This is a genomic window from Methanoculleus sp. UBA413 (assembly GCF_002502935.1).
Taxonomy (GTDB): Archaea; Halobacteriota; Methanomicrobia; order Methanomicrobiales; family Methanoculleaceae; genus Methanoculleus; species Methanoculleus bourgensis.
The window spans coordinates 12,016-30,532 of the sequence record NZ_DAQR01000053.1 but is presented as its reverse complement, the minus strand read 5'-3'; the positions used below and the strand labels follow the sequence as shown (position 1 = coordinate 30,532).

Below are 18,517 nucleotides of genomic sequence, written 5' to 3'. Positions count from 1 at the left end.
CCGGATGGGTTGACATGGCGTATGTCGAGTTTCCGCCTTCAGCGCCATGGCAGTGTCTTCCCATCCGGTATCCATGGCAATCTTCACCGTGTGTTCACCGGCGGTGAGTGGTATCTGCACCGTGGTGGGGCCGAACGTATACCAGCTGCCGGTATTGGGTGCGTTGACCGTAGCGACCTTCTTCCCGTCCACCAACACCGAGAAGGACTTACCGTCCTCTGTGGTGCTGGTGTAGAACGTAGCATCATAGGTCCCGGACTCGGCTACCTGTACCTGGGAGTACGAAAGCCACTCGCCCGCGTAGGTGTGGGCAACGACCGGCACATTCACGGCATCCCGCTTGCCGGTATCCACATCGGCATCATCGGTGCGGTACGCATAGTCGCCCTGGTTGCCGGCAGTGGTGTCGTGGTAGGCGACGCCTTCCCCTCCAAAGTCAAAGTCGGCGAAGTTGATCCGGCCGGGCACCGTGTGTGCCGCATAGGGCTTCTGCACATCAGAAGGCTCTTCCGCCTCAAGTGCGATATCGGCAGTAGCCTCTCCTCCGGCGGTTACTGTCGCCGTCTGTGGTTCCGGCGTGGTGTAACCCGAGAGTTCGACACTCACGTTATGGACGCCGGGTGAGATTCCGGTGAACGTGTAGGGTGTTGCCTTCCCTGTGTCGGCCCCGTCCAGGTAGATCCTGGCTTCGGACGGCGTCGAGATAACGGTGAGGCTGCCCATCTCGGGGTTGGATACCCTGACATCGGCAGAATCGCTCAGGGTGTAGGTTCCAGCCTGAAGGAGTATGGTGCCATCGCTGATAGCGTTCACCGCGGTCTGGATGACTCTGCTGTCATCTGTCCCCGCTACACCGCTACTGATCACCTGACCGTTACTGTCTTCCGCAAGGATATCCGTACCGCTGATATACACAGCGATGTCGTACGAACCTTGGGAAGCCTCTGGGTTCTGGGCTGCCAGTGCTGGTGCAACCATGGCGACCATCATGGACAGAGCCAGTACCAGAAATTCCATTTTTTTCATGCATCATCTCCTAAGAATCCCCTCCAGCAGCTACATGTGCCCTGGAGGGCTCGTTGAGGGGCTTCCCCCTCTACACTGAGTTTTTCAAACGCTGTTATTTAATACTTTCTTTAAAGTTATCTCTCTTTATATATGTTATATCCGGGTAATAGTCAAAAATAATTGGATTTTTACTATAAACAATCTATTAAAGGCGTATCTGGGTTTTAGATATATTTATATGTGGTGTTGTTGTTATGTGGAGCGTTACGGTTTTACTGCGCTCATATCACCGGATAGGCCTCGTACATGCGGTTTTTCATCTATCAGGCCTTTCTCTCAGTTTTTATCCGGGATGCCAACGATGATTGCCGGTATTCTCCTCGTCGAGTACGCCTTTTGAACAGTCTGACGCTGCTGACTAAGAGAGATCTCTTTCGTTGAGGGCGCGGCAGTTTTGAGGGGTTGATACCCTCTTTACAGGACGCCGTGCGGCAGTACCTGTTAGCTGCCTGGGAGCAATGATCCTAAAATGATCGGAGAACCGTGAGCTAAGGTCTCTAATCTGCAACATCGGGCCGGATCGACGACCTGGATGCCGCATGAGCAAGCATCGCTCCGGTTGTGCCGCCGCCCGGCCCTTCTATCAGGTGAAACTCGTGCATAATCCCACAGCGGTTATCGATCTCGCAGCAGGGGCTGTCCGGGCGATCTCGGCCCCTTCTAAAAGTTTTTATAGGTTAAGCGATATGGCTCCTGTCACCAAGTGACTGACGACGTACAACCTCGCAGTAAGTACCTGGTCTGCGAGAGCAGGCAGATGTTGCGAGAATTAGCGCTGCTCTGCAGTATATCAAGGGGGATTGGTGAATATGTGCCGATCATGGTCTATCGATGCCGATGCTTCTCCTTATTTTGGGGGATTCTTCGGAGAGAGTCGCCCCTCCAACCCTGAAGGGGCCAGTTACCCATGCTCTTTGGGAGATTACATGCGGGGGCAAACTGTCATCGGTATAGTCCGGGGCGGCAGTAGCCTCGATCCCGGAGGTATCCCCTGTACACGAACGCCGCAGGGGGATCTGGCATGACTCCTCACCACAGTCTTCAGGCTAGGAGTGTTCTTATTCACCCATGGTCTGGCCGAAGCAGATCCGGTACCGGGTCGGAAAGATGTGCTATTTGCGTCTGGTCCTTTATTCAACCACTCACCCGACCGGTCGCCGTGCAGCTGGATCTTTCACTCCCGGTATACGCGACTGTTGACCGGCCGCATTTCAAGGGAGTTCTCTTATGAGCTCATCACCTGCACCTGCTCTGACCGTTGAGCGGAGTCTTTTTTATCCGAAAGACCTTACCGGTAACCCGGTTGAGTCCTCTCGCCCCCCAACCGTTGTGGCCATGCCGGCCTACAATGAAGAAGGCTATATCGCCAAGACCATCGTGGGAGCCCGGCAGTATGCCGATATTGTCCTCGTGGTTGACGATGGATCGAAAGATGATACGGTGCCGATCGCCAGGGCGCTTGGTGCCCTCGTCATACAGCACGAGATCAATCGAGGCTATGGCGGGGCTCTTCAGACGATCTTCGATACAGCGCGGAAGATCGGGGCGGGCGAACTCGTCATCATCGATTCTGATGGTCAGCACGATCCCAGAGATATTGAAAATCTCCTGAGGAAACTTCGAGAGGGGTATGATGTTGTCATAGGCTCCCGGTTCCTCGAAGGCGCAACTGGAGATATTCCAGCCTATCGGAAGGTCGGGATGAAAGTTCTCGATACTGCTACGCAGTATGCAAGTGAGCTGAATATTACTGATTCACAGAGTGGGTTCAGGGCGTACGGGAAGCGGGCGATCCAGACGATTCAATTCGGCGGCAACAATATGTCGGCAGGCTCCGAAATTCTCATCCAGATCGGCGCTCACGACCTCAAGGTGGCAGAGGAGCCGATCCGGATTCGCTATGACATCGAGAACACATCGTCACTAAATCCGTTGTTTCATGGATTGTCTGTTCTCAGTGCGGTCGTGAGACTCATCAGTTACAAAGAACCTATCAGGTTCTTCGGCATACCCGGGCTTCTATTAACCACGTTCGGGGTTTTTGCTGGATTCACGGCCTTTTCAGAGTATTATGTTACGACGAGGTTTCCATTTACGCTCTCTATGATCAGCACCCTCACCCTCATTATGGGGATGCTCCTGATCACGTCTGGGCTGATCCTTAACTTCCTGATAACGGTCATGAGTACGTCAAAGAGTGGAGATGGACAGACCCCCCCGAAATGACGGGGATCTTCATCCCCGATATCGAGAACAGTGAGGATTGGCGCGGTAACTTGGCGGAGGATGCCTGACTGCCCCACCGTTTATCAACCTTGGGTTAGCAGATCCCTTGGGTAGCCCTGGAATGTGGATGACGCGGCCCTGACGCTCCTCACACCCCTTCTTAACTGGATGGCCTAATATGCATGCAATACGATGAAAGGATGAGGGCTCCAGAGATGCAAAACCGTGCGAGATGACTCTGGTGCATCAGTATCAAATCTACCAGATCGGGAAGGGGTGCCGGAGGAGATGAAGTTCCTCTTCATCCCGCCCGCACACCCGCCCCGCAGTTCCTCGCCCGCGTCAGGAGCACCGACCCCCCGCAGTCGCCGAGGACCTCCTTCGCCGCCCGGGCCACATCCTCCATGCCCGAATCCCCGATCGCATAGACCGTCGGCCCGAACGAACTTAAGCCCGCCCCGGCGGCGCCGGCCTGCACCGTCCCCTCGAGGAGCGCCGGGATGATGGGGTGCTGCATGGCCACCTCGACCTTCTTGAACCCCAGGTGCTGGACCCGGTTGACAGCCGAGCCGAAGAGGTCGAGGTCGTGCTCGACCAGGCCCGGGATCATCCGCATGAGCACCTCGTGGCAGAGTTCCCGCACCTCATCTAAGGGCACCGGGCAGTGTGTGCGGAAGATATCGACCTCCCTTCCCCCGTGCGCCCCTGCCTCAACATCAGGCGTAACCAGCAGGATGCGCCAGTCCTCCGGGAACCGGTGCCGGGCGAGGACCGGAGGCGGTGCGATGCCCCGCGATGCCGCCGAGGGGCGGAAGTCCTGTTTACCCCCGGGAGAGCCGAACCGGTGCCCGCCGTCCAGGATAAACCCGCCCTGCTCGAACGCTGCCGTGCCGATGCCCGACGTCCCGCCACGGCCGACGATCCGCGCGAGATCAGGTACAGGGAGATCCCGGTCGTAGAGCCGGCAGAGGGCGGCGGCCGTGGCGAGCGCAACCTGCGTCCCGCTCCCGAGCCCTGCATGCTGTCGGGCGGTGGCATGCAGGGTGATCTCAGCGCCGCCCGGCAGGCGGAGTCCCTCTACCACCGCCCGGGCCGCCTCAAGAACCCTGTGCCGGGCCGCCTCGTCGCCGCCATGCACGCTGATATCCGTGCTCTTGCGCGCGTCCAGAACACACCCCGGCTCGTCGAGGGCGACCCCGACCCCGCCGTCCACCCTGCCTGAGGCACCGTTCATGTCAAGCAGGGTGATGTGGATCCGGGACGGGGCGTCGACCAGCACCCTGATCTCGTCTGCAAACGCCGTGCAGGGGAAGACCTCCTCGATGGCGATCAGCGGCTCTTCGCGGTGGATGATCCGGTATCTCCGGGAGAGCATCGACTCAAACCGGTGGACGTTGAACGTCCGTGCGAGGTCCGTCCCGGCCTGGATGACGCGGGCATCAGTGATCTCCCGGCGCGACTCTATCCGGTGGCGGGAGAGGATCCTGCCGATGGGGATATCGGCCCGCATGAGGTCCTGCCTGAACTCGGGGGCAAGCCGCCGGAGCGGGGTGCGGGAGACCGCGTAGATGAGGACCTCTCCCGTCACGCTGTCCTTTAGCTCCACAACCCGGTAGTTGACCTCATCACCAGGTTCAATCTCAAGCGCGGCCGCTGTCCCGGGATCGGCGGCGACGACCTCCTGCACCCGGGTGGTGATGGTGACGGGGTGCCCGGTCGCCATCTCGAGGAGGTTCGTTACCGATCCGTCGGTCCCGATGAGGACCTTCTGCATCGGGGAAAGCCGGCCGACGTGTTGCTCAATCTCGTGGACTTTCTCGCTGATCTTCTCTGCAGTCAGGGGTTCCATACCAGAATAGAGTTAGTGTACGCGGAGACTACAAAAAGGTGGTGCAGGGGGGCATTCTGCCCACCGGTTCGCTTATGAGAAGAGGAGCGAGAGGAAGTCAGGAGCCTGGATGAGCCCGAACGATCCTTTCGCCGCCTCACGCTCGGAGAACGCCTGTACATCATCCTTCCCCTTCCCGAGCAGGGCAAACGGCACCGGGTTCATGGTGTGGGTCTTATACCGTATCGGCGTCGGGTGGTCGGGGAGAACCGCGACGGTGGTGTCCGGCCGGTCCAGGACGATCCCGATAGCCTCGTCGAGCCGCTCGATCGCTCGCACCTTCTCTTCCACGCTTCCCATGTGCCCCGCCTCGTCGGGGGCCTCGACATGGACGTAGACGAAGTCGAGCCGGTCGAGGGCGTTGACCGCGTACCGGGCCTTCGCCTCGTAGTCGGTGTCCAGGAACCCGGTGGCACCCGGGACGTGGATCACTTCCATCCCGGCGAGGCAGGCGATGCCGCGCAGGAGGTCAACTGCAGAGATCATCCCGCCAGAAAGACCATACTTCTCCTGGAAGGGTGCAAGCGACGGCTTCTTCCCGCCGCTCCATGGCCAGATCCCGGTGGCGGGGGCTTTTCCCTCCTGCAGGCGACGCAGGTTGACCGGGTGGTCGGCAAAGACCTCCTCCGACCGCTCGATACAGTCGAGGAGGATCTCGGCATCGCCGCCGCGTGGGAGGTAGTCTTCGATGGGCTGGCCGACGATATCGTGGGGCGCGGTGGTCTCAGCCCCAAGCGCCCGGGAAACGACCATCAGGTTCCGGTAGCCGACCCCTGGGTAGACCCTGACATCCCCGAGCGCGGTGTCCAGGTCGCGGAGGAGTTCGGCACCCTCGGTGCTGGATATGTGCCCGGCGTTGAAGTCCTCCATCATCCCGTCCCGGACCGTGACCAGGTTGCACCGGTAGGCGATCTCCCCGTCCTGGAGGCTGACCCCCATGCTGGCAGCCTCCAGGGGGCCCCTCCCGGTATAGGTGGTGCGGGGGTCATATCCCAGGATGGAGAGGTTTGCGATATCGCTCCCGGGCTCGAACTCGTCCGGAACGGTCCGGAGCATTCCGCACCGCCCCTCCCGGGCGATCCTGTCCATGTTTGGTATCTCTGCGTACTCGAGGGGTGTTCTACCCCCCAGTTCGGCAAGCGGCTCATCAGCCATGCCGTCTCCGAGGATGATGACGTATTTCATGTGAATCTCTGAGTAGTCTGACTGTCTGGTATCTCTGGTCAGGTTTACCGGGCTCCGGTGCCGGCGGGGTGACATAAGCCGGCCTGCCCGGGAGTAATCTTCCAGTTAGAGTCTATATTGTCTCTACTCGAGCATGGCGCGGACCGCCGTGCGCACGCTCGCCTGGGAGGTGGTCCCGCACCGCCAGCCGAGACTCTTGAGTTTCTCGACCGAGAGCTGCATCTTCGGGACGTCGCCGACCCAGCCGCGTGCGCCGCCGGTGAACCGGTAGCGGACGCCGGAGAGGTCCATCTCCTCTGCGACGATATCGGCGATCGTGACGACATCGATCCAGTCCTCGGACCCGATATTGAAGGTGTTCACCGGGTCGTGCGAGTGGTCGATCCCGAACTGCACGGCACGGACGCACTCCCCTACCTCAAGATATGATTTTGTCTGTCTGCCATCGCCGAGGATCTCGAGTTCCCGCGGGTTCTCGCGGAGTTTCCTGATGAAATCCCAGATGACGCCGTGGTTGCTCCGTTCGCCGATGATGTTTGCGAACCGGTAGACCCATGCCCGCATATCGAACGAGTGACAGTAGGACGATATGAGCGCCTCACAGGCAAGTTTCGTCGCGCCGTAGACCGATATCGGCTCAAGCGGCGTGTAGGTCTCCGGTGTCGGGATGACCGAGGCCTCGCCGTAGACGGTCGAGGTCGAGGTGAAGACCAGTTCCGGCACGTCATGCGCCCGCATCGCCTCAAGCACCCGGTACGTGGCGATGACATTGTTCCTCACCTGAGAGTCCGGGGTCATGGCGCTCTGCCTGACGTCAGGGTCTGCAGCGATGTGGTAGACCCGGTCTCCGCCCTCCAGGTGCTCCTGCCAGCCGTCGTCGAGCAGGTTCTGTCTGATGAAGGTGACCTGCCCGCTCGCCAGATGCTGTGCGAGGTTCTCCGGGGTGCCCGCGCTGCAGTCATCGATGACCAGCACGTCGTTTCCCGCTGCAACCAGAGCATCGACGACGTGCGAACCGATGAAGCCAGCACCGCCTGTTACGATACAGAACATCATAGGATAATGTCCCTCCCATGCTATAGGATTTACGAAGAAAGCCAATCCTGGAGATATACTTTGCCTGAGGTAGCGGCGGCACATGGGCATAGCTGGATGAAACGCCTATAAGGGGCTGCACCAGGCTGAACAATGGACCGGATCTGGTCCTTCCTCCGGCTTCCCGGTGCAGAGTGGAGCGGGGAGGGGGGCCGGCCCCACATTCCGCAGTAAGATGAACACGTCTTGAAATAATGAGCGAGCGGGGCATTTCACCTTATCATGTGGGTCCTGGTGCAGATCGCCACCTCACGCGAAGGAGGGGCGTAACAATCCCGCGGGCATCAAGGCTTCGCGCTCTTCGCGTGAGTTGATGGGATGCCACGTGAAATATTAGATGAAATGCTCCACGAGTGGGCCAGTTCACCGTATTTTGCGGGTGCGTGGGAGTGATCGCCAGCCGCACGCGAAGGCGCGAAGAGCGCGAAGGGTGACGGGGGGAGGAACTACGCATCCTTCGCGTGAGACCTTGTTAGTTTGCTCTGGTAATCTGATTTAACGAGGGGAATGTGAGAAAAATGCCGGGCCAGAACTCTTACTACGGAAAGTCAGCTCCCTGCGGAAAGTCGGTTATAGAAAAAGCGGATACAATTTTTGAATCCCGGAGCATCCGGTCAGCCCGGATGTTGCCGGGGCCGGCAGCGGTGTATGCCGGCCTCTCTCCGGCTGGTTCACATCGTGGTCTCGGTTGTCATCACTTCAGTTGTCTCGTTTGCCATCACTCCGGTCTGGTTTTCCGCCACGGTCAGGTTCATACCCGGGGGCACCAGCACCTGGTCGATGATGTGGATCACACCATTCGTTGTGTTGATGTCCTTCATGGTGACAGTGGCGTTCTCGACCATGATCTCGCCGTCGCTGACGGTGACGTTCAGGCTTTCACCGGAGAGCGTCTCCAGCGTCGTCATGTTCCCAGTCTGGTTCCCGCCACCAAGGAGTCCACCGAAGATATCGAGGATGCTCCCTCCAGTCTCGTTCCCTGTCTGGTTCTGCTGACCGGTCTGGTTTTCAGCCATAGCAGTGAGGTTTGCCGAGGTATATTTGCCCTCAACAACGTGATACTGGAGAATCGTGGTCAGGTTCGCGGTCTCGTTGAAGAGCTGGTTCACGGTCTCGTTGCCAAGCGCATCGAACGCGTCGTCGCTCGGCGCAAAGACTGTATACGGCCCCCCGGTATCCAGGGCATCGTAGAGCGCTGTAACGTTGAGCGCTTCAGCCAGCTTCGTCAGGTTCTCGTCCTGTGCAACGTAGCCGGCGATTGTCATGTTATCCATCTGCCCGGTCTCGTTATCGGGCGTCGCCGTTACATTCTCGTCTCCTACCAGTGCCGCTGTCACAGCAAACGGCATCGCCAGAAGAGCAAGAATGCATATGCATAGAGCTGTCCATCGTCTCATACTACCATTCCCCTTGGGAGGCGCGAATGATATCCGGTTTATTATATAAATGTTGCCATAGTTTGTAACGGACCCCCAATGGCAAAAAAATACATGAAACGGGTGTGACCACCCGTCCCCATTTGACATGATTGCCCGGCGGCGCATGCCGGAAAGCCCTGCCACCGGGATTCTGCCTTGCTTGCTCCAGGGCAGCTGACATCTCCACCTCCCCGGGCGGCGAACCGTGACGGCTCTTCGCCACGGGAGGTGGGAGCTGGCTCTCCTTCTCCCCGCACAAGGGCGGCGTTTCAGGCGAGTATATCAATGGAATATTTTAGGTGCACCTGGTCTATTACAGCCGTATCAGGACGGTCTTCTCCTCAGTGTACTCGTCAAGCGCCCGGCGGCCGTTCTCTCTCCCGATACCGCTCTCCTTCGTCCCCCCAAACGGCACCTCAGGCGGAGTGCGCAGGTGCTGGTTGACCCAGACGATCCCGGCTTCGAGTTCCCTCGTCGCCCGGACAATCACATCCGCGCTCCGGGTCCATACCGATGCCCCGAGACCGTAGCGGCTGTCGTTCGCCCGATCGAGCGCCTCATCGAGGTCTGCGACGGTGGCGATGGGGAGCACCGGACCAAAGACCTCCTCCGAGATGAGGACGGATTCCTGCGGAACTCCGGTAATAAGCGTCGGCAGGAAGAAGAACCCGCGCTCGTAGTTCTTTCCTTCAGGAACTCTCCCGCCAGTGATGATCTCCCCCTCATCCCGCTCCCGGGCGGCATCCACCTGGCGCACCAACCGATCAAGGCCCGGCCGGTTGTTCAGCGGGCCCATGCTGACACCGCGTTCCATACCGTTCCCGACCACGATACCCTCGACCCTCGCTCTCAGGTGCCTGATAAACTCGTCAGCGATCGACTCATAGACATAGAGCCGCTTCACCGCCGTACAGGTCTGGCCGCAGTTGTAGAACCGTCCCCTGATGACCCCCTCGACCGCCATCCGGATATCGGCATCATCGCAGACGATCATGGGGTCGCTCCCCCCGAGCTCCAGCGTGAGTTGCTTCAGTGTGGGCGCGGCGTCCAGGGCGACCTGCCTGCCGGTCCCACCCTCACCGGTGAACGAGACCTTCCTGATTGCAGGGTTGCGCGCAATCTCCCGGCCGACCGTCTCCCCCGGCCCGGTGACGACGTTCAGGACGCCCGACGGGAGACCGGCACCCGCGAGGATCTCCGCAAGTTTACCACAGGTCAGCGGGGTGGTCTGGGCAGGTTTTAAGACCACGGTGTTCCCTGCCACCAGGGCCGGCCCGATCTTCCAGCCCATGATGATCGCCGGCATGTTCCAGGGGATGATCGCACCGCAGATCCCGAGCGGGCGTCTCTCGACGAGGGTGTGACCATACCCCCGGAGGTTCTGGTATTCCCCCCGCTCCCCTGCGGAGAGGGCATAATAGTACTCGAGGATGTTTGCAAACCCGTTAATCTCATCAACCGCCTCCCGGATAGGCTTCCCCTGCTCCGCGGTCAGGAGCGACCCGAGTTCTGTGTTCCTGCGCCGCACCTCTTCCGCGGCGAAGAAGAGGATCTTCGCCCTGTCCCTCGGGTTTTTGGCCGACCAGTCCGCGAGCGCCTCCCCCGCCGCCTCCACGGCGCTTCGGAGATCATCTTCACCGCAGAGTGGGGCCTCCCCGACGACGTCCCCTGTGGCCGGGTTATGCACCGCAAACGTCTCCCCTGAGAGAGAATCACACCACTCACCGTTGATCAAGACCTTCATGCGGTGATCGTATGGGCAGGGGTGGTAATATGCGCTCCGGGTCACCCGCGATACCCGCACCGGCACCCGCTGATGGTAAACGCCATCGCCGCCGCCATCCCGGCAAGCAGGAGAAATGCGGTCAGGAAACTGAACTCCCCCGCGACCAGCCCGGCGAAGGCGGCAAGGAACGTGAACCCCGCGTAGGTCGCGGTGTTGAAGAGCCCGGCCATCGCGCCCTGCTGGATCTTCGTCTCTGCAAGGAACGCAAGTATCGCGACGATGATCACGCCCGCAAGGCCGCCGATGACAGGGAGGGCGTAGGGTGTAACGTAACCTGCCAGAATCGCCCCCGCCATGAGAATCGAGGAGACCTGGATGGTCGGGACAGGCCGGAGGGTGATGCGGGGCGCGATGAGCACGGCAACGATGGTCGCGATATTGATCGTCGCAAGCTGGAGGGCGAGCAGTGACGGATCGCTTCCTGTGTACTCCGGATAGATGGCCGCTATCGCCCCGGTCATGCCCACGAGGACGGCTGCCGCGGTAAAGAGCCAGAAGTAGTTCCGGACGATTGCCGGGAGGTCGGCTCTCGCAAACCCGCCGTGCCCGCTCTCCCTGATTGTGACGCTCATCGCGAGTGCGGGAACCGTGAGCGCCGTGAAGAGGGCGATCCCCGCGAGATGACTCCCAAAGGCCACATCCAGCCACCCGGCGGCGAGAAGCCCCACGACCAGACCGAGGTTCTGGGCCGCCATGACATACCCGCTGATCTGCCCTGAGGAGGGGTGCGAGTTTGCCCACGCGAGCGCCGCCGATACAAAGAGCCCGGCCCCGAGCCCCTCAACCCCCCGGAAGACGAGGAGCGGCAGGCCAGACGGATAGAGCAGGATGAGGATCCCGCTTGCGAGGGTCAGGAGAAGCCCGGCACGGATGAGCGGCACGCGGCCGATCCGGTCGCTTGCCATCCCTGCCGGGAGCACCGTGACAAACGCACCAAAAAAGTATGCGGCATAGACCGCCCCCTGCATCGCTGCCCCTCCGGCAAAAGCGGGGAGCACCGGGACGACGGCGTTTGAGAGCGCCATCACCACGAAGACCCCGAGGAGAATGGGCAGGTTCCGCGACATCCCTAGATCATGCGGTAGGTCTCAAGGTTCATGGGAGAGTGCGTCTCGATACGGTAGCGCTTGTAGATGGAACTTGCAAGGTCGATGGTCTTGTTCTCATCGCCGTGGATGGTGAAGATCTTCTCAGGGCGCGGCTGAAGGTGGGCGACGTAGTTCATCAGCTGTTTCCGGTCTGAGTGGCCGGAGAACCCATCGGTGGTCGCTATCTCGAGGTTGATCACGATCGTCTCGCGCCATCCGAGCGGAATCTCGCGCCATCCCTTCTGGATACGCCGCCCCAGTGTTCCATCAGCCTGATAGCCGACGAAGACCAGCGCGTTACGCTCGTCGGGGCCGAGGGCCTTGAGATACTCCATCACCGGCCCGCCGTTCAGCATACCGCTCGTGGTTATGATGACGCAGGGCTCGCCCGAGATGACCTGCTCGCGGAGGTCCGGCGAGTCCACCTGGACAAAGGCGTCGGCAAGGAAGGGGTTCAATCCTTCGCGGAAGATCTGGTTTCGCAGGTCGTTGTTCAGGTACTCCGGGTAGGTGGTGTGGATCGCCGTTGCCTCCCGGATCATGCCATCGAGGTATATCTTCACCGGGGGTATCTTCTTCTTCCTGATTCCCTCTTCGAGGGCCAGCATGACCTCCTGCGACCGCCCGACGGCGAACGCGGGGATGATCACCTTACCGCCGCGCTTAAGCGTCGTCGAGACCGTTTCGTAGAGTTTCTCCTCCGCATCCTTCCGCTGCGGCTGGATATCGTTCGACCCGCCGTAGGTGCTCTCCATGAAGAGCGCCTCCAGGCGCGGGAACGACGATACCGCGGGGGAGAAGAGCCTGGTCTTCTGGTAGTTGAAGTCACCGGTGAACGCGATGTTATAGAGCCCCTCCCCGATATGGAAATGCGCGATGGCCGACCCGAGGATGTGCCCCGCATTATGGAACGTGAGTTTGATATCGGGGGCGATATCGGTCACGCTGCCGTAGTTGAGGGTTATGGAGTGCTTAATGTAGGTCTTCACCTCGTTTGAGGAGTAGGGGATCTTATCGGTCTCCTTCCTGACGACGTCCAGGTAGTCGAGCTGGAGCATCGCCGAGAGGTCCCTTGTTGGCGGGGTCGAGTAGACCGGCCCCTCGTAGCCGTACTTGAAGAGGAGGGGGACGAGGGCGCAGTGGTCAAGGTGTGCATGGGTGAGCACCACCGCGTCGAGGGAGTCGAGCGGATAGATCTCGGGCACGTAGATGTAGGGGATCCCGTTTGCGGTGCTCCCCGGCTTCTCGCCGCAGTCTACCAGTACCTTGCTTTCCGGCGTCGATATCAGGAACGCCGCCCGGCCGACCTCCCGGCAGCATCCGAGCGTGGTGACACGCAGCCACTGGTCTTTACTCGTGGTCTCGCGGTGGATACGGTGACCAATCTTTCGCAGGAACGCCTTCCGCTCGTCCTTCACTGAACGCAGGAACGTCCGGATCTGCTTCACCGTGGAACTCTCGATGGGCGGTGTCCGGACCACCTTCGGCGTCCAGCCTATCTGTTTTGTGATCTCCCGGAGTGTTACACCGTTCTTGCCGATGACCACACCGGGTTTCTCCGCTTCAATCAGGACCTCCCCGGTCTCCGGGTCGAAGAAGAGGTCGGAGATCCCTGCGTTCTCCGGCACAACGGTCCTGATCTCCTGGGCTGCCCGTTCCGGGTCCTCGAGGATATTCGGACGCACGACGATACGCTTGCGCAGGTCACGTGCCAGTATTTTTATCAGGTCTGCCTGATCGGCGAACTGCTTCGGGTCATCGGTGTAGATGACCAGTTCAGGTCCTTCGAATTCGACATCCGAGATCGTAATCCCGCTGGGAACAATCTTGTTGATCTGCTCTTTGAGTTCCTGAAGCTTATCTTCAATCACCATTAAAATCGTCCTAAAAAATGTCAGGTTGTCTGGCGGGCCGTGGACGTCGTCTGCAACCCGCTCACTATAGACTCTTCATATTTATCTTTCATGATCACGACCACCATGATATTCTCTCCGGATCCGGCGTCACGGCGCATTGCCGACCGAACCGCCCGGATGGCGAGGTCCTTTGCCTCCTCCTCGGTCATGTCGGGGCGGTACTGGTCCTCAAGCACACCGTAGGCGAAGGGAGAACCTGAGCCGGTGGCGACGATCTCCTCTTCCCTGGTTGCCCCGCCCATGGCATCGACAGAGTAGACGCTCGGTCCGCCTTCGTCGAACCCGCCCATCAGGAGCTGGACGTAGTAGGGATAGTAGCGGTTCTGGTTCAAGTAATTGGAGAGCAGGGTCGATGCCGCGCCGACAGACATAGTCCTTCCGCGTCGCATCTCGTAGAGGCTGCACTCGACCTGAATAATCCGGACCAGCTGCTGTGCGTCGCCGACGCCCCCGGCAGTGGTCATACCGATCCTTGGAGTAATTTTGTAGATCTTTTTGGCACGTTTGCTCGCGATGAGGTTGCCCATCGTCGCCCGCATCTCTGTGGCAAGGACGACGCCGTCTTTGAAGATCAGTCCGACAGTTGTTGTGCCTTTCATAATCTGCTCTGAAACATCAAGCATTGAAACACCCCTAAAACTTTTAAAACGCCTAAACTCGCTCAAAAGCGCTTAAGCGTATACAACGATATCATAAAACATAAATTTTATCGTCGTACTGCTTTCCAGCACGATACGGTAAGTATCAATGTACTATATGAACGTTGCCTCTTAATTCTATCGCAAGCCCTGCCGCTCAGGCAGCAGGACTTTGATCAACTCCCGGTCGAAGAGCATGGCAATGAGCCGCTTGTTCCCGTTGACGACCGGAAGTTGGTCTACCCGGGCACGCTTCATCTTCAGTGCACACTCACTGATCTCGGCGTTGAGGGGAACGGCGAGGACGTTTCTGATCATCGCGTTCTTGACCGGGATCGGGAGGAGCTGGATCTTTGAGATCCCGTAACTGATGGTGTGCATGTCCCGGATGCTCTCCCAGGTCCACTCGTCGTCGTCGGTGCCGTTCGAGAAGTCGCTGACCTCAATACCGTCCTCGATGCGGGTATGCCTGATGAGGTCCCGCTCCGATATGATGCCGGTAAGCGTCCCGTCCTCCATCAGGATGGGGATGGCATCATAGCCTGAGATCTCGAGGATCCTCCCGACAAGCGAGAGAGGAGTATCCTCCCAGAGGGCGTAGGTCTTGCTGACGTAGTTGTCCTTGATCGGTTCATCCAGGCGCATCAGGGCTATGGCCGCGACGAGATCGGCCACGCTGATGATCCCGATCATGGTTCCATTTTCCACGACCGGGAGTCTCCTGATGTTATGCCGTATCATCAACTGGGCTGCTTCGGATATGGGTGCGTCCGGCCTGATGACGACAGGGTCGGGTGTCATCAGGAGCCCGAGCTGGGTCTCGTCCGCTTTCCGGAGGAGGTCCTTTCGGGTGATGATGCCGACGAGTTCGCCGTCTTTGAGGACCGGCACGCCGCTTATGCCCGTACGCTTCAGGATGCGCAGGACGTCGTCTCTGTTTCCAGGTATCTCGACACAGACCACGTCGGTCACCATGTAGTCACGGACGAGCATCTGTTGAGGGTTTATGATCTCACCACCGTTGTTGTAATTGGACTATTTCGCACGACATAGTCGGTCACACTGCCGAGGAGAAGGCGGTCGACACCGCTCTTACCGTGGGACCCGAGGAGAATGAGGTCGGCTCCCAGTTCTTCGGCGAGGGAGACGATCTGAGATCCCGCGTGCCCCTGCCGGAGATGTGCGGTAAGCGGAACTCCTGCCGAATCTGCCTTCTTTCGAGCCGATTCAAGAATTTCTTCGCCTTCCTTCTGCAGAACACTGTAGATGACCTCGAGTGTGTTGTCCATGGGAAGGGATGAAAAGAGCCCGGATTCAACCACATAAATGACATGAACTTCGGCGTTCCATACCCTAGCCTCCTCTATGGCTGCTTCCAGGGCACGATTGGCCGGTTCGGAACCGTCTATTGCAACAAGTATCTTACGGAACATACACACCACGCAGAACAGATACTTCCTATTTAATCTCTATCGTATGTTTAAAACATTTTGTTCAATGGAGGAGGAATCCAGCCGTTTTACAATGGTTGCCCGGAGATCTCTGCTGAAAGAAAGATTGTGTCTCTTCGGATCTATCATGAGAATAGAGGCTTCCTGCCCTTCTTCAAGGAATCCGCTCCTTCCAGTCAGCGCCGCGCCCGCGATCGCGGCACGCAGGATCTCGATGGGTGGCGCGCGGTAGACGGTTGCGGCAAAAGCCATCTCCTGGAGCATATTCGGCTGAACGAACATCACGTTATCGGTTCCGAGGAAGAACCGGCCTCCGAGATCGAGGATGCGCGCGATCGGCGGATGGGCCGGCGATGCCGTAACACCGAGCAACCAGTTTGATCTCGGGCAGACAACGATGGGGATATCCATATCGGCGATCCGCCGGAGGTGCGCATCTGTTGCGTGGGTACAGTGGACGAGCAGGTCGGGCTCAAACGCAAGCGCGTCGTCGATATCGTCCGGGTTCTTCTCCCCGGCGTGGAAGGCGACGAGCCCGCCTGCCGCCCTCGCGTCCCTGACAACCTCTTCGGCATTCGCCACGTCATGGACGCTGCTGATGCCTGCCCCGTCGCTCACCTGCTCCCCGCCTTCCCGTCCGAGGATGACGGGTCGGCAGTCGAGCCCGGCCGCCGCCTCACGGAGCGCCGCCACACCGGCGGCTCCCCCTTCCCTGAAGTCGGCAAACCCGGCTGTCCCGGTCGCTATCATAGTCATAATGCTTGAGCGCATCCCCCGGACCAGCTCGGCCTCTGGCGTTGCCGCAAGGATCCTGTGTTTCAGGCCGCCTGGGGGTTTGACGAGTTCCGCGAGACTGCCCCGGGCGGGGAGGTCCATCGCGACGGTATCACCGAGATGGGTGTGGGCGTTGAAGAAGGCGGGCACAATCCACCGATCCGGTGTTCCTGAGCAGGGTTCTATCGATCTGATGATGCCACCGGTGATGGTGATACAGACATCTTCCTCTGTTAGTTCCTTGCCGAGGAGTGCCCGGCCGGTGACGACATACTCTGCGGGTTGCATCTCTACGTCCAGTTTATATGTGGGAAGAGAGAATATTCCTGCATGGCGAAAAAATCTGGCGGAAGACTGGTATCCTCTGCCGGCCTGGTCAACTACTATGACAGCGAAGATCACCGGGCCATCCATATCAGCCCGACAACCGTGATCATCGCAACCATAGCGACCGGAGTGGCAGTCTTTATTCTCAATGCCCTCTTCTAATCCTTTTTGCTCTTCTTCAGGGCGGCCCTGACGATGTCCTCTTCGGGTGTGAAGTAGACTGCATCATGCCCGTTCCAGACCCTGCAGTTACGGAAGACCACGGCGGGAACGCCCTGGTGACTTTCGCCCATGAGAAAGTTCGCGAAGGCTGCAATCTCGTCGACCACTGCTTCTTCGGTGATCTCGAGGACATGGCCGAAGAGGTCGGTGTCGCCCCGGTAGTCGTTGATCGCTGTCATTCCCGCCCATCCTATGGCGATACCGGTCTGGCCGCGCCTAAACGACCGCCCACAGGTATCGGTGATGATAACCCTGACATCCTTTTTTGTGATGCGCTGGATTGCGTCCCGGATCTCGGCGGCGGCCCCCATGGGGTCGGGCGGGAGGATGATGATCCGGCCGTCTTCGATGTTGCTGTGGTCGACGCCCGCGCGCACACCGATGTGGCCGGAAGGCACCTCTGAGAGGATGAACGGGTGTTCGAGCAGGATGTCGCTTGACGAGTCCAGGACCGCCTGCACGAATCGGGGGTCCTCCTTTGTCTTTGCGGCAATCCGCACGGCGTCGGCGCTCGGGGTGATAGTGGCAAGGTCGCGGGTGAAACCCTTTGCCTTTGAGTAGACGGACGAGGCGATGGTGAGGATATCTCCATCTTCAAACGTGACCCGATCGCAGATCAGGGCCGGAAGGTCGTCACCTTTTCGGATCAGGGGGAGGCCCTGAACACCGATTACCTGGATCTCCATGGAGTTCACAGATAATTGGTCGTCTCCGATTGCAGAAAAATGCTCGTGTTTTCTGCGGGATGATACCTGCAGGTTCCGGTGATAATGCCCCTGCCCTGATCAGCGGCGCGTGATCGGTTCCCTCTCCTCCTCTCCGCCGCCAGGAGGGCTACGGCATCCGCATTCCCTCTCTGCACTCAGTCCGGCCCGGTAGGGCGCTCTTCCAGGCACCCAGGGCTCCCTCACGCGGAAGTTTGCGAAGCACACGTGAGGATGTGCACTTCCTCTTCCACCGCCACTCTTCGCGGCAACGTGTGCGGCTGGCGTTCCAGATCAGGATCCGCAAAGATTGGGTGAAATGCTGCACTACGCCCTTAACACCGGTTCGATGCCCCCGGGCCGGGATCATGGAGTGCCGGCCCACCTCAGCGTGCCGCTACGGGCGTTTCCTCCCTGATGGTGAAGAGGTCGCGGAGGGAGTCCTTGATGCAGGCCTCAAAGATGTCCCGCGCATGGGTATGAGCGATCTCCAGCCAGTCGGCCACCCCATCCAGGGGAACCCCACGCTCCTCTGCCAGGAAGTAGTCGATATTTAAGAGGTACGCGTTATGCTCGAGCGATTCGGGAACGGCGTCGGTGAGTTCCACCCGGCAGTTGTCGCGGTTGTCGTGGAACGAGAACTCGCACCCGGTGATGAACCCTGCCGGCACCCTTGGGAGTTCCGGCGGGAGGACCGGGTAGAAGGCAAAGTAGTCAGAGAGCGTCACCTC

At 59.5% G+C, this 18,517-nt stretch carries 16 protein-coding genes; 2 read left to right on the top strand and 14 right to left on the bottom strand.

Annotated elements, in window-relative coordinates; translation table 11 throughout:
• Window positions 1–1,026: carbohydrate-binding protein (locus BP858_RS04050; RefSeq protein ID WP_286878906.1), on the bottom strand; the 1,026-nt coding region annotated here is incomplete at its 3' end.
• Between the two features lie 1,269 nt (window positions 1,027–2,295).
• Here BP858_RS04050 and BP858_RS04045 point away from each other — a divergent pair.
• On the top strand, window positions 2,296–3,294 hold the full coding sequence (locus tag BP858_RS04045) for a glycosyltransferase family 2 protein (RefSeq protein ID WP_286878905.1): 999 nt from the start codon (window positions 2,296–2,298) through the stop codon (window positions 3,292–3,294).
• Between the two features lie 301 nt (window positions 3,295–3,595).
• Here the strand turns inward: BP858_RS04045 and BP858_RS04040 are convergent, their stop codons facing one another.
• The 11 genes from BP858_RS04040 to BP858_RS03990 form a co-directional block, all read right to left on the bottom strand.
• Window positions 3,596–5,143 (bottom strand): beta-ribofuranosylaminobenzene 5'-phosphate synthase, encoded by a 1,548-nt coding sequence (locus BP858_RS04040; RefSeq protein WP_214166190.1) that lies wholly within the window; start codon window positions 5,141–5,143, stop codon window positions 3,596–3,598.
• A 72-nt stretch (window positions 5,144–5,215) separates the two neighbouring features.
• Window positions 5,216–6,367 (bottom strand): cofactor-independent phosphoglycerate mutase, encoded by a 1,152-nt coding sequence (locus BP858_RS04035; RefSeq protein ID WP_074176163.1) that lies wholly within the window; start codon window positions 6,365–6,367, stop codon window positions 5,216–5,218.
• 123 nt (window positions 6,368–6,490) lie between these two features.
• Window positions 6,491–7,423 (bottom strand): NAD-dependent epimerase/dehydratase family protein, encoded by a 933-nt coding sequence (locus BP858_RS04030; RefSeq protein ID WP_082864941.1) that lies wholly within the window; start codon window positions 7,421–7,423, stop codon window positions 6,491–6,493.
• 710 nt (window positions 7,424–8,133) lie between these two features.
• Complete coding sequence (locus BP858_RS04025) at window positions 8,134–8,859, bottom strand: fasciclin domain-containing protein (protein WP_074175689.1); 726 nt, start codon at window positions 8,857–8,859, stop codon at window positions 8,134–8,136.
• Window positions 8,860–9,193: 334 nt separating this feature from the next.
• Window positions 9,194–10,624: an aldehyde dehydrogenase family protein gene (locus tag BP858_RS04020; RefSeq protein WP_074175688.1), complete on the bottom strand. Its 1,431-nt coding sequence runs from the start codon at window positions 10,622–10,624 to the stop codon at window positions 9,194–9,196.
• 41 nt (window positions 10,625–10,665) lie between these two features.
• The gene (locus BP858_RS04015; RefSeq protein WP_074175687.1) at window positions 10,666–11,733 is read right to left on the bottom strand and encodes an MFS transporter; all 1,068 of its coding nucleotides are present in this window, start codon (window positions 11,731–11,733) and stop codon (window positions 10,666–10,668) included.
• Window positions 11,734–11,735: 2 nt separating this feature from the next.
• The gene (locus BP858_RS04010; RefSeq protein ID WP_286878904.1) at window positions 11,736–13,628 is read right to left on the bottom strand and encodes a beta-CASP ribonuclease aCPSF1; all 1,893 of its coding nucleotides are present in this window, start codon (window positions 13,626–13,628) and stop codon (window positions 11,736–11,738) included.
• A 20-nt stretch (window positions 13,629–13,648) separates the two neighbouring features.
• A complete protein-coding gene (psmB, locus tag BP858_RS04005; RefSeq protein WP_062264633.1) occupies window positions 13,649–14,293 on the bottom strand; it encodes an archaeal proteasome endopeptidase complex subunit beta in 645 nt (214 codons plus the stop codon).
• Between the two features lie 153 nt (window positions 14,294–14,446).
• Window positions 14,447–15,301, bottom strand: coding sequence for a CBS domain-containing protein (locus BP858_RS04000; protein ID WP_074175686.1), 855 nt, complete (start codon window positions 15,299–15,301; stop codon window positions 14,447–14,449).
• 11 nt (window positions 15,302–15,312) lie between these two features.
• The gene (locus BP858_RS03995; RefSeq protein ID WP_062264636.1) at window positions 15,313–15,741 is read right to left on the bottom strand and encodes a universal stress protein; all 429 of its coding nucleotides are present in this window, start codon (window positions 15,739–15,741) and stop codon (window positions 15,313–15,315) included.
• Window positions 15,742–15,777: 36 nt separating this feature from the next.
• Window positions 15,778–16,821, bottom strand: a complete 1,044-nt coding sequence (locus BP858_RS03990) for an amidohydrolase family protein (protein WP_214166192.1) — start codon at window positions 16,819–16,821, stop codon at window positions 15,778–15,780.
• Between the two features lie 42 nt (window positions 16,822–16,863).
• On the opposite strand from BP858_RS03990, the gene BP858_RS03985 reads away from it, so the two are divergent.
• A complete protein-coding gene (locus tag BP858_RS03985; protein WP_048105217.1) occupies window positions 16,864–17,022 on the top strand; it encodes a preprotein translocase subunit Sec61beta in 159 nt (52 codons plus the stop codon).
• On the opposite strand, the gene BP858_RS03980 is transcribed toward BP858_RS03985, so the two are convergent.
• Together BP858_RS03980 and BP858_RS03975 are read right to left on the bottom strand one after the other, a co-directional pair.
• Window positions 17,019–17,768: a coenzyme F420-0:L-glutamate ligase gene (locus BP858_RS03980; RefSeq protein ID WP_014867721.1), complete on the bottom strand. Its 750-nt coding sequence runs from the start codon at window positions 17,766–17,768 to the stop codon at window positions 17,019–17,021. The genes BP858_RS03985 and BP858_RS03980 overlap by 4 nt on opposite strands.
• Window positions 17,769–18,172: 404 nt before the next feature.
• The coding region (locus BP858_RS03975) for a TIGR04255 family protein (protein WP_286878903.1) at window positions 18,173–18,517 on the bottom strand (345 nt) is incomplete at its 5' end.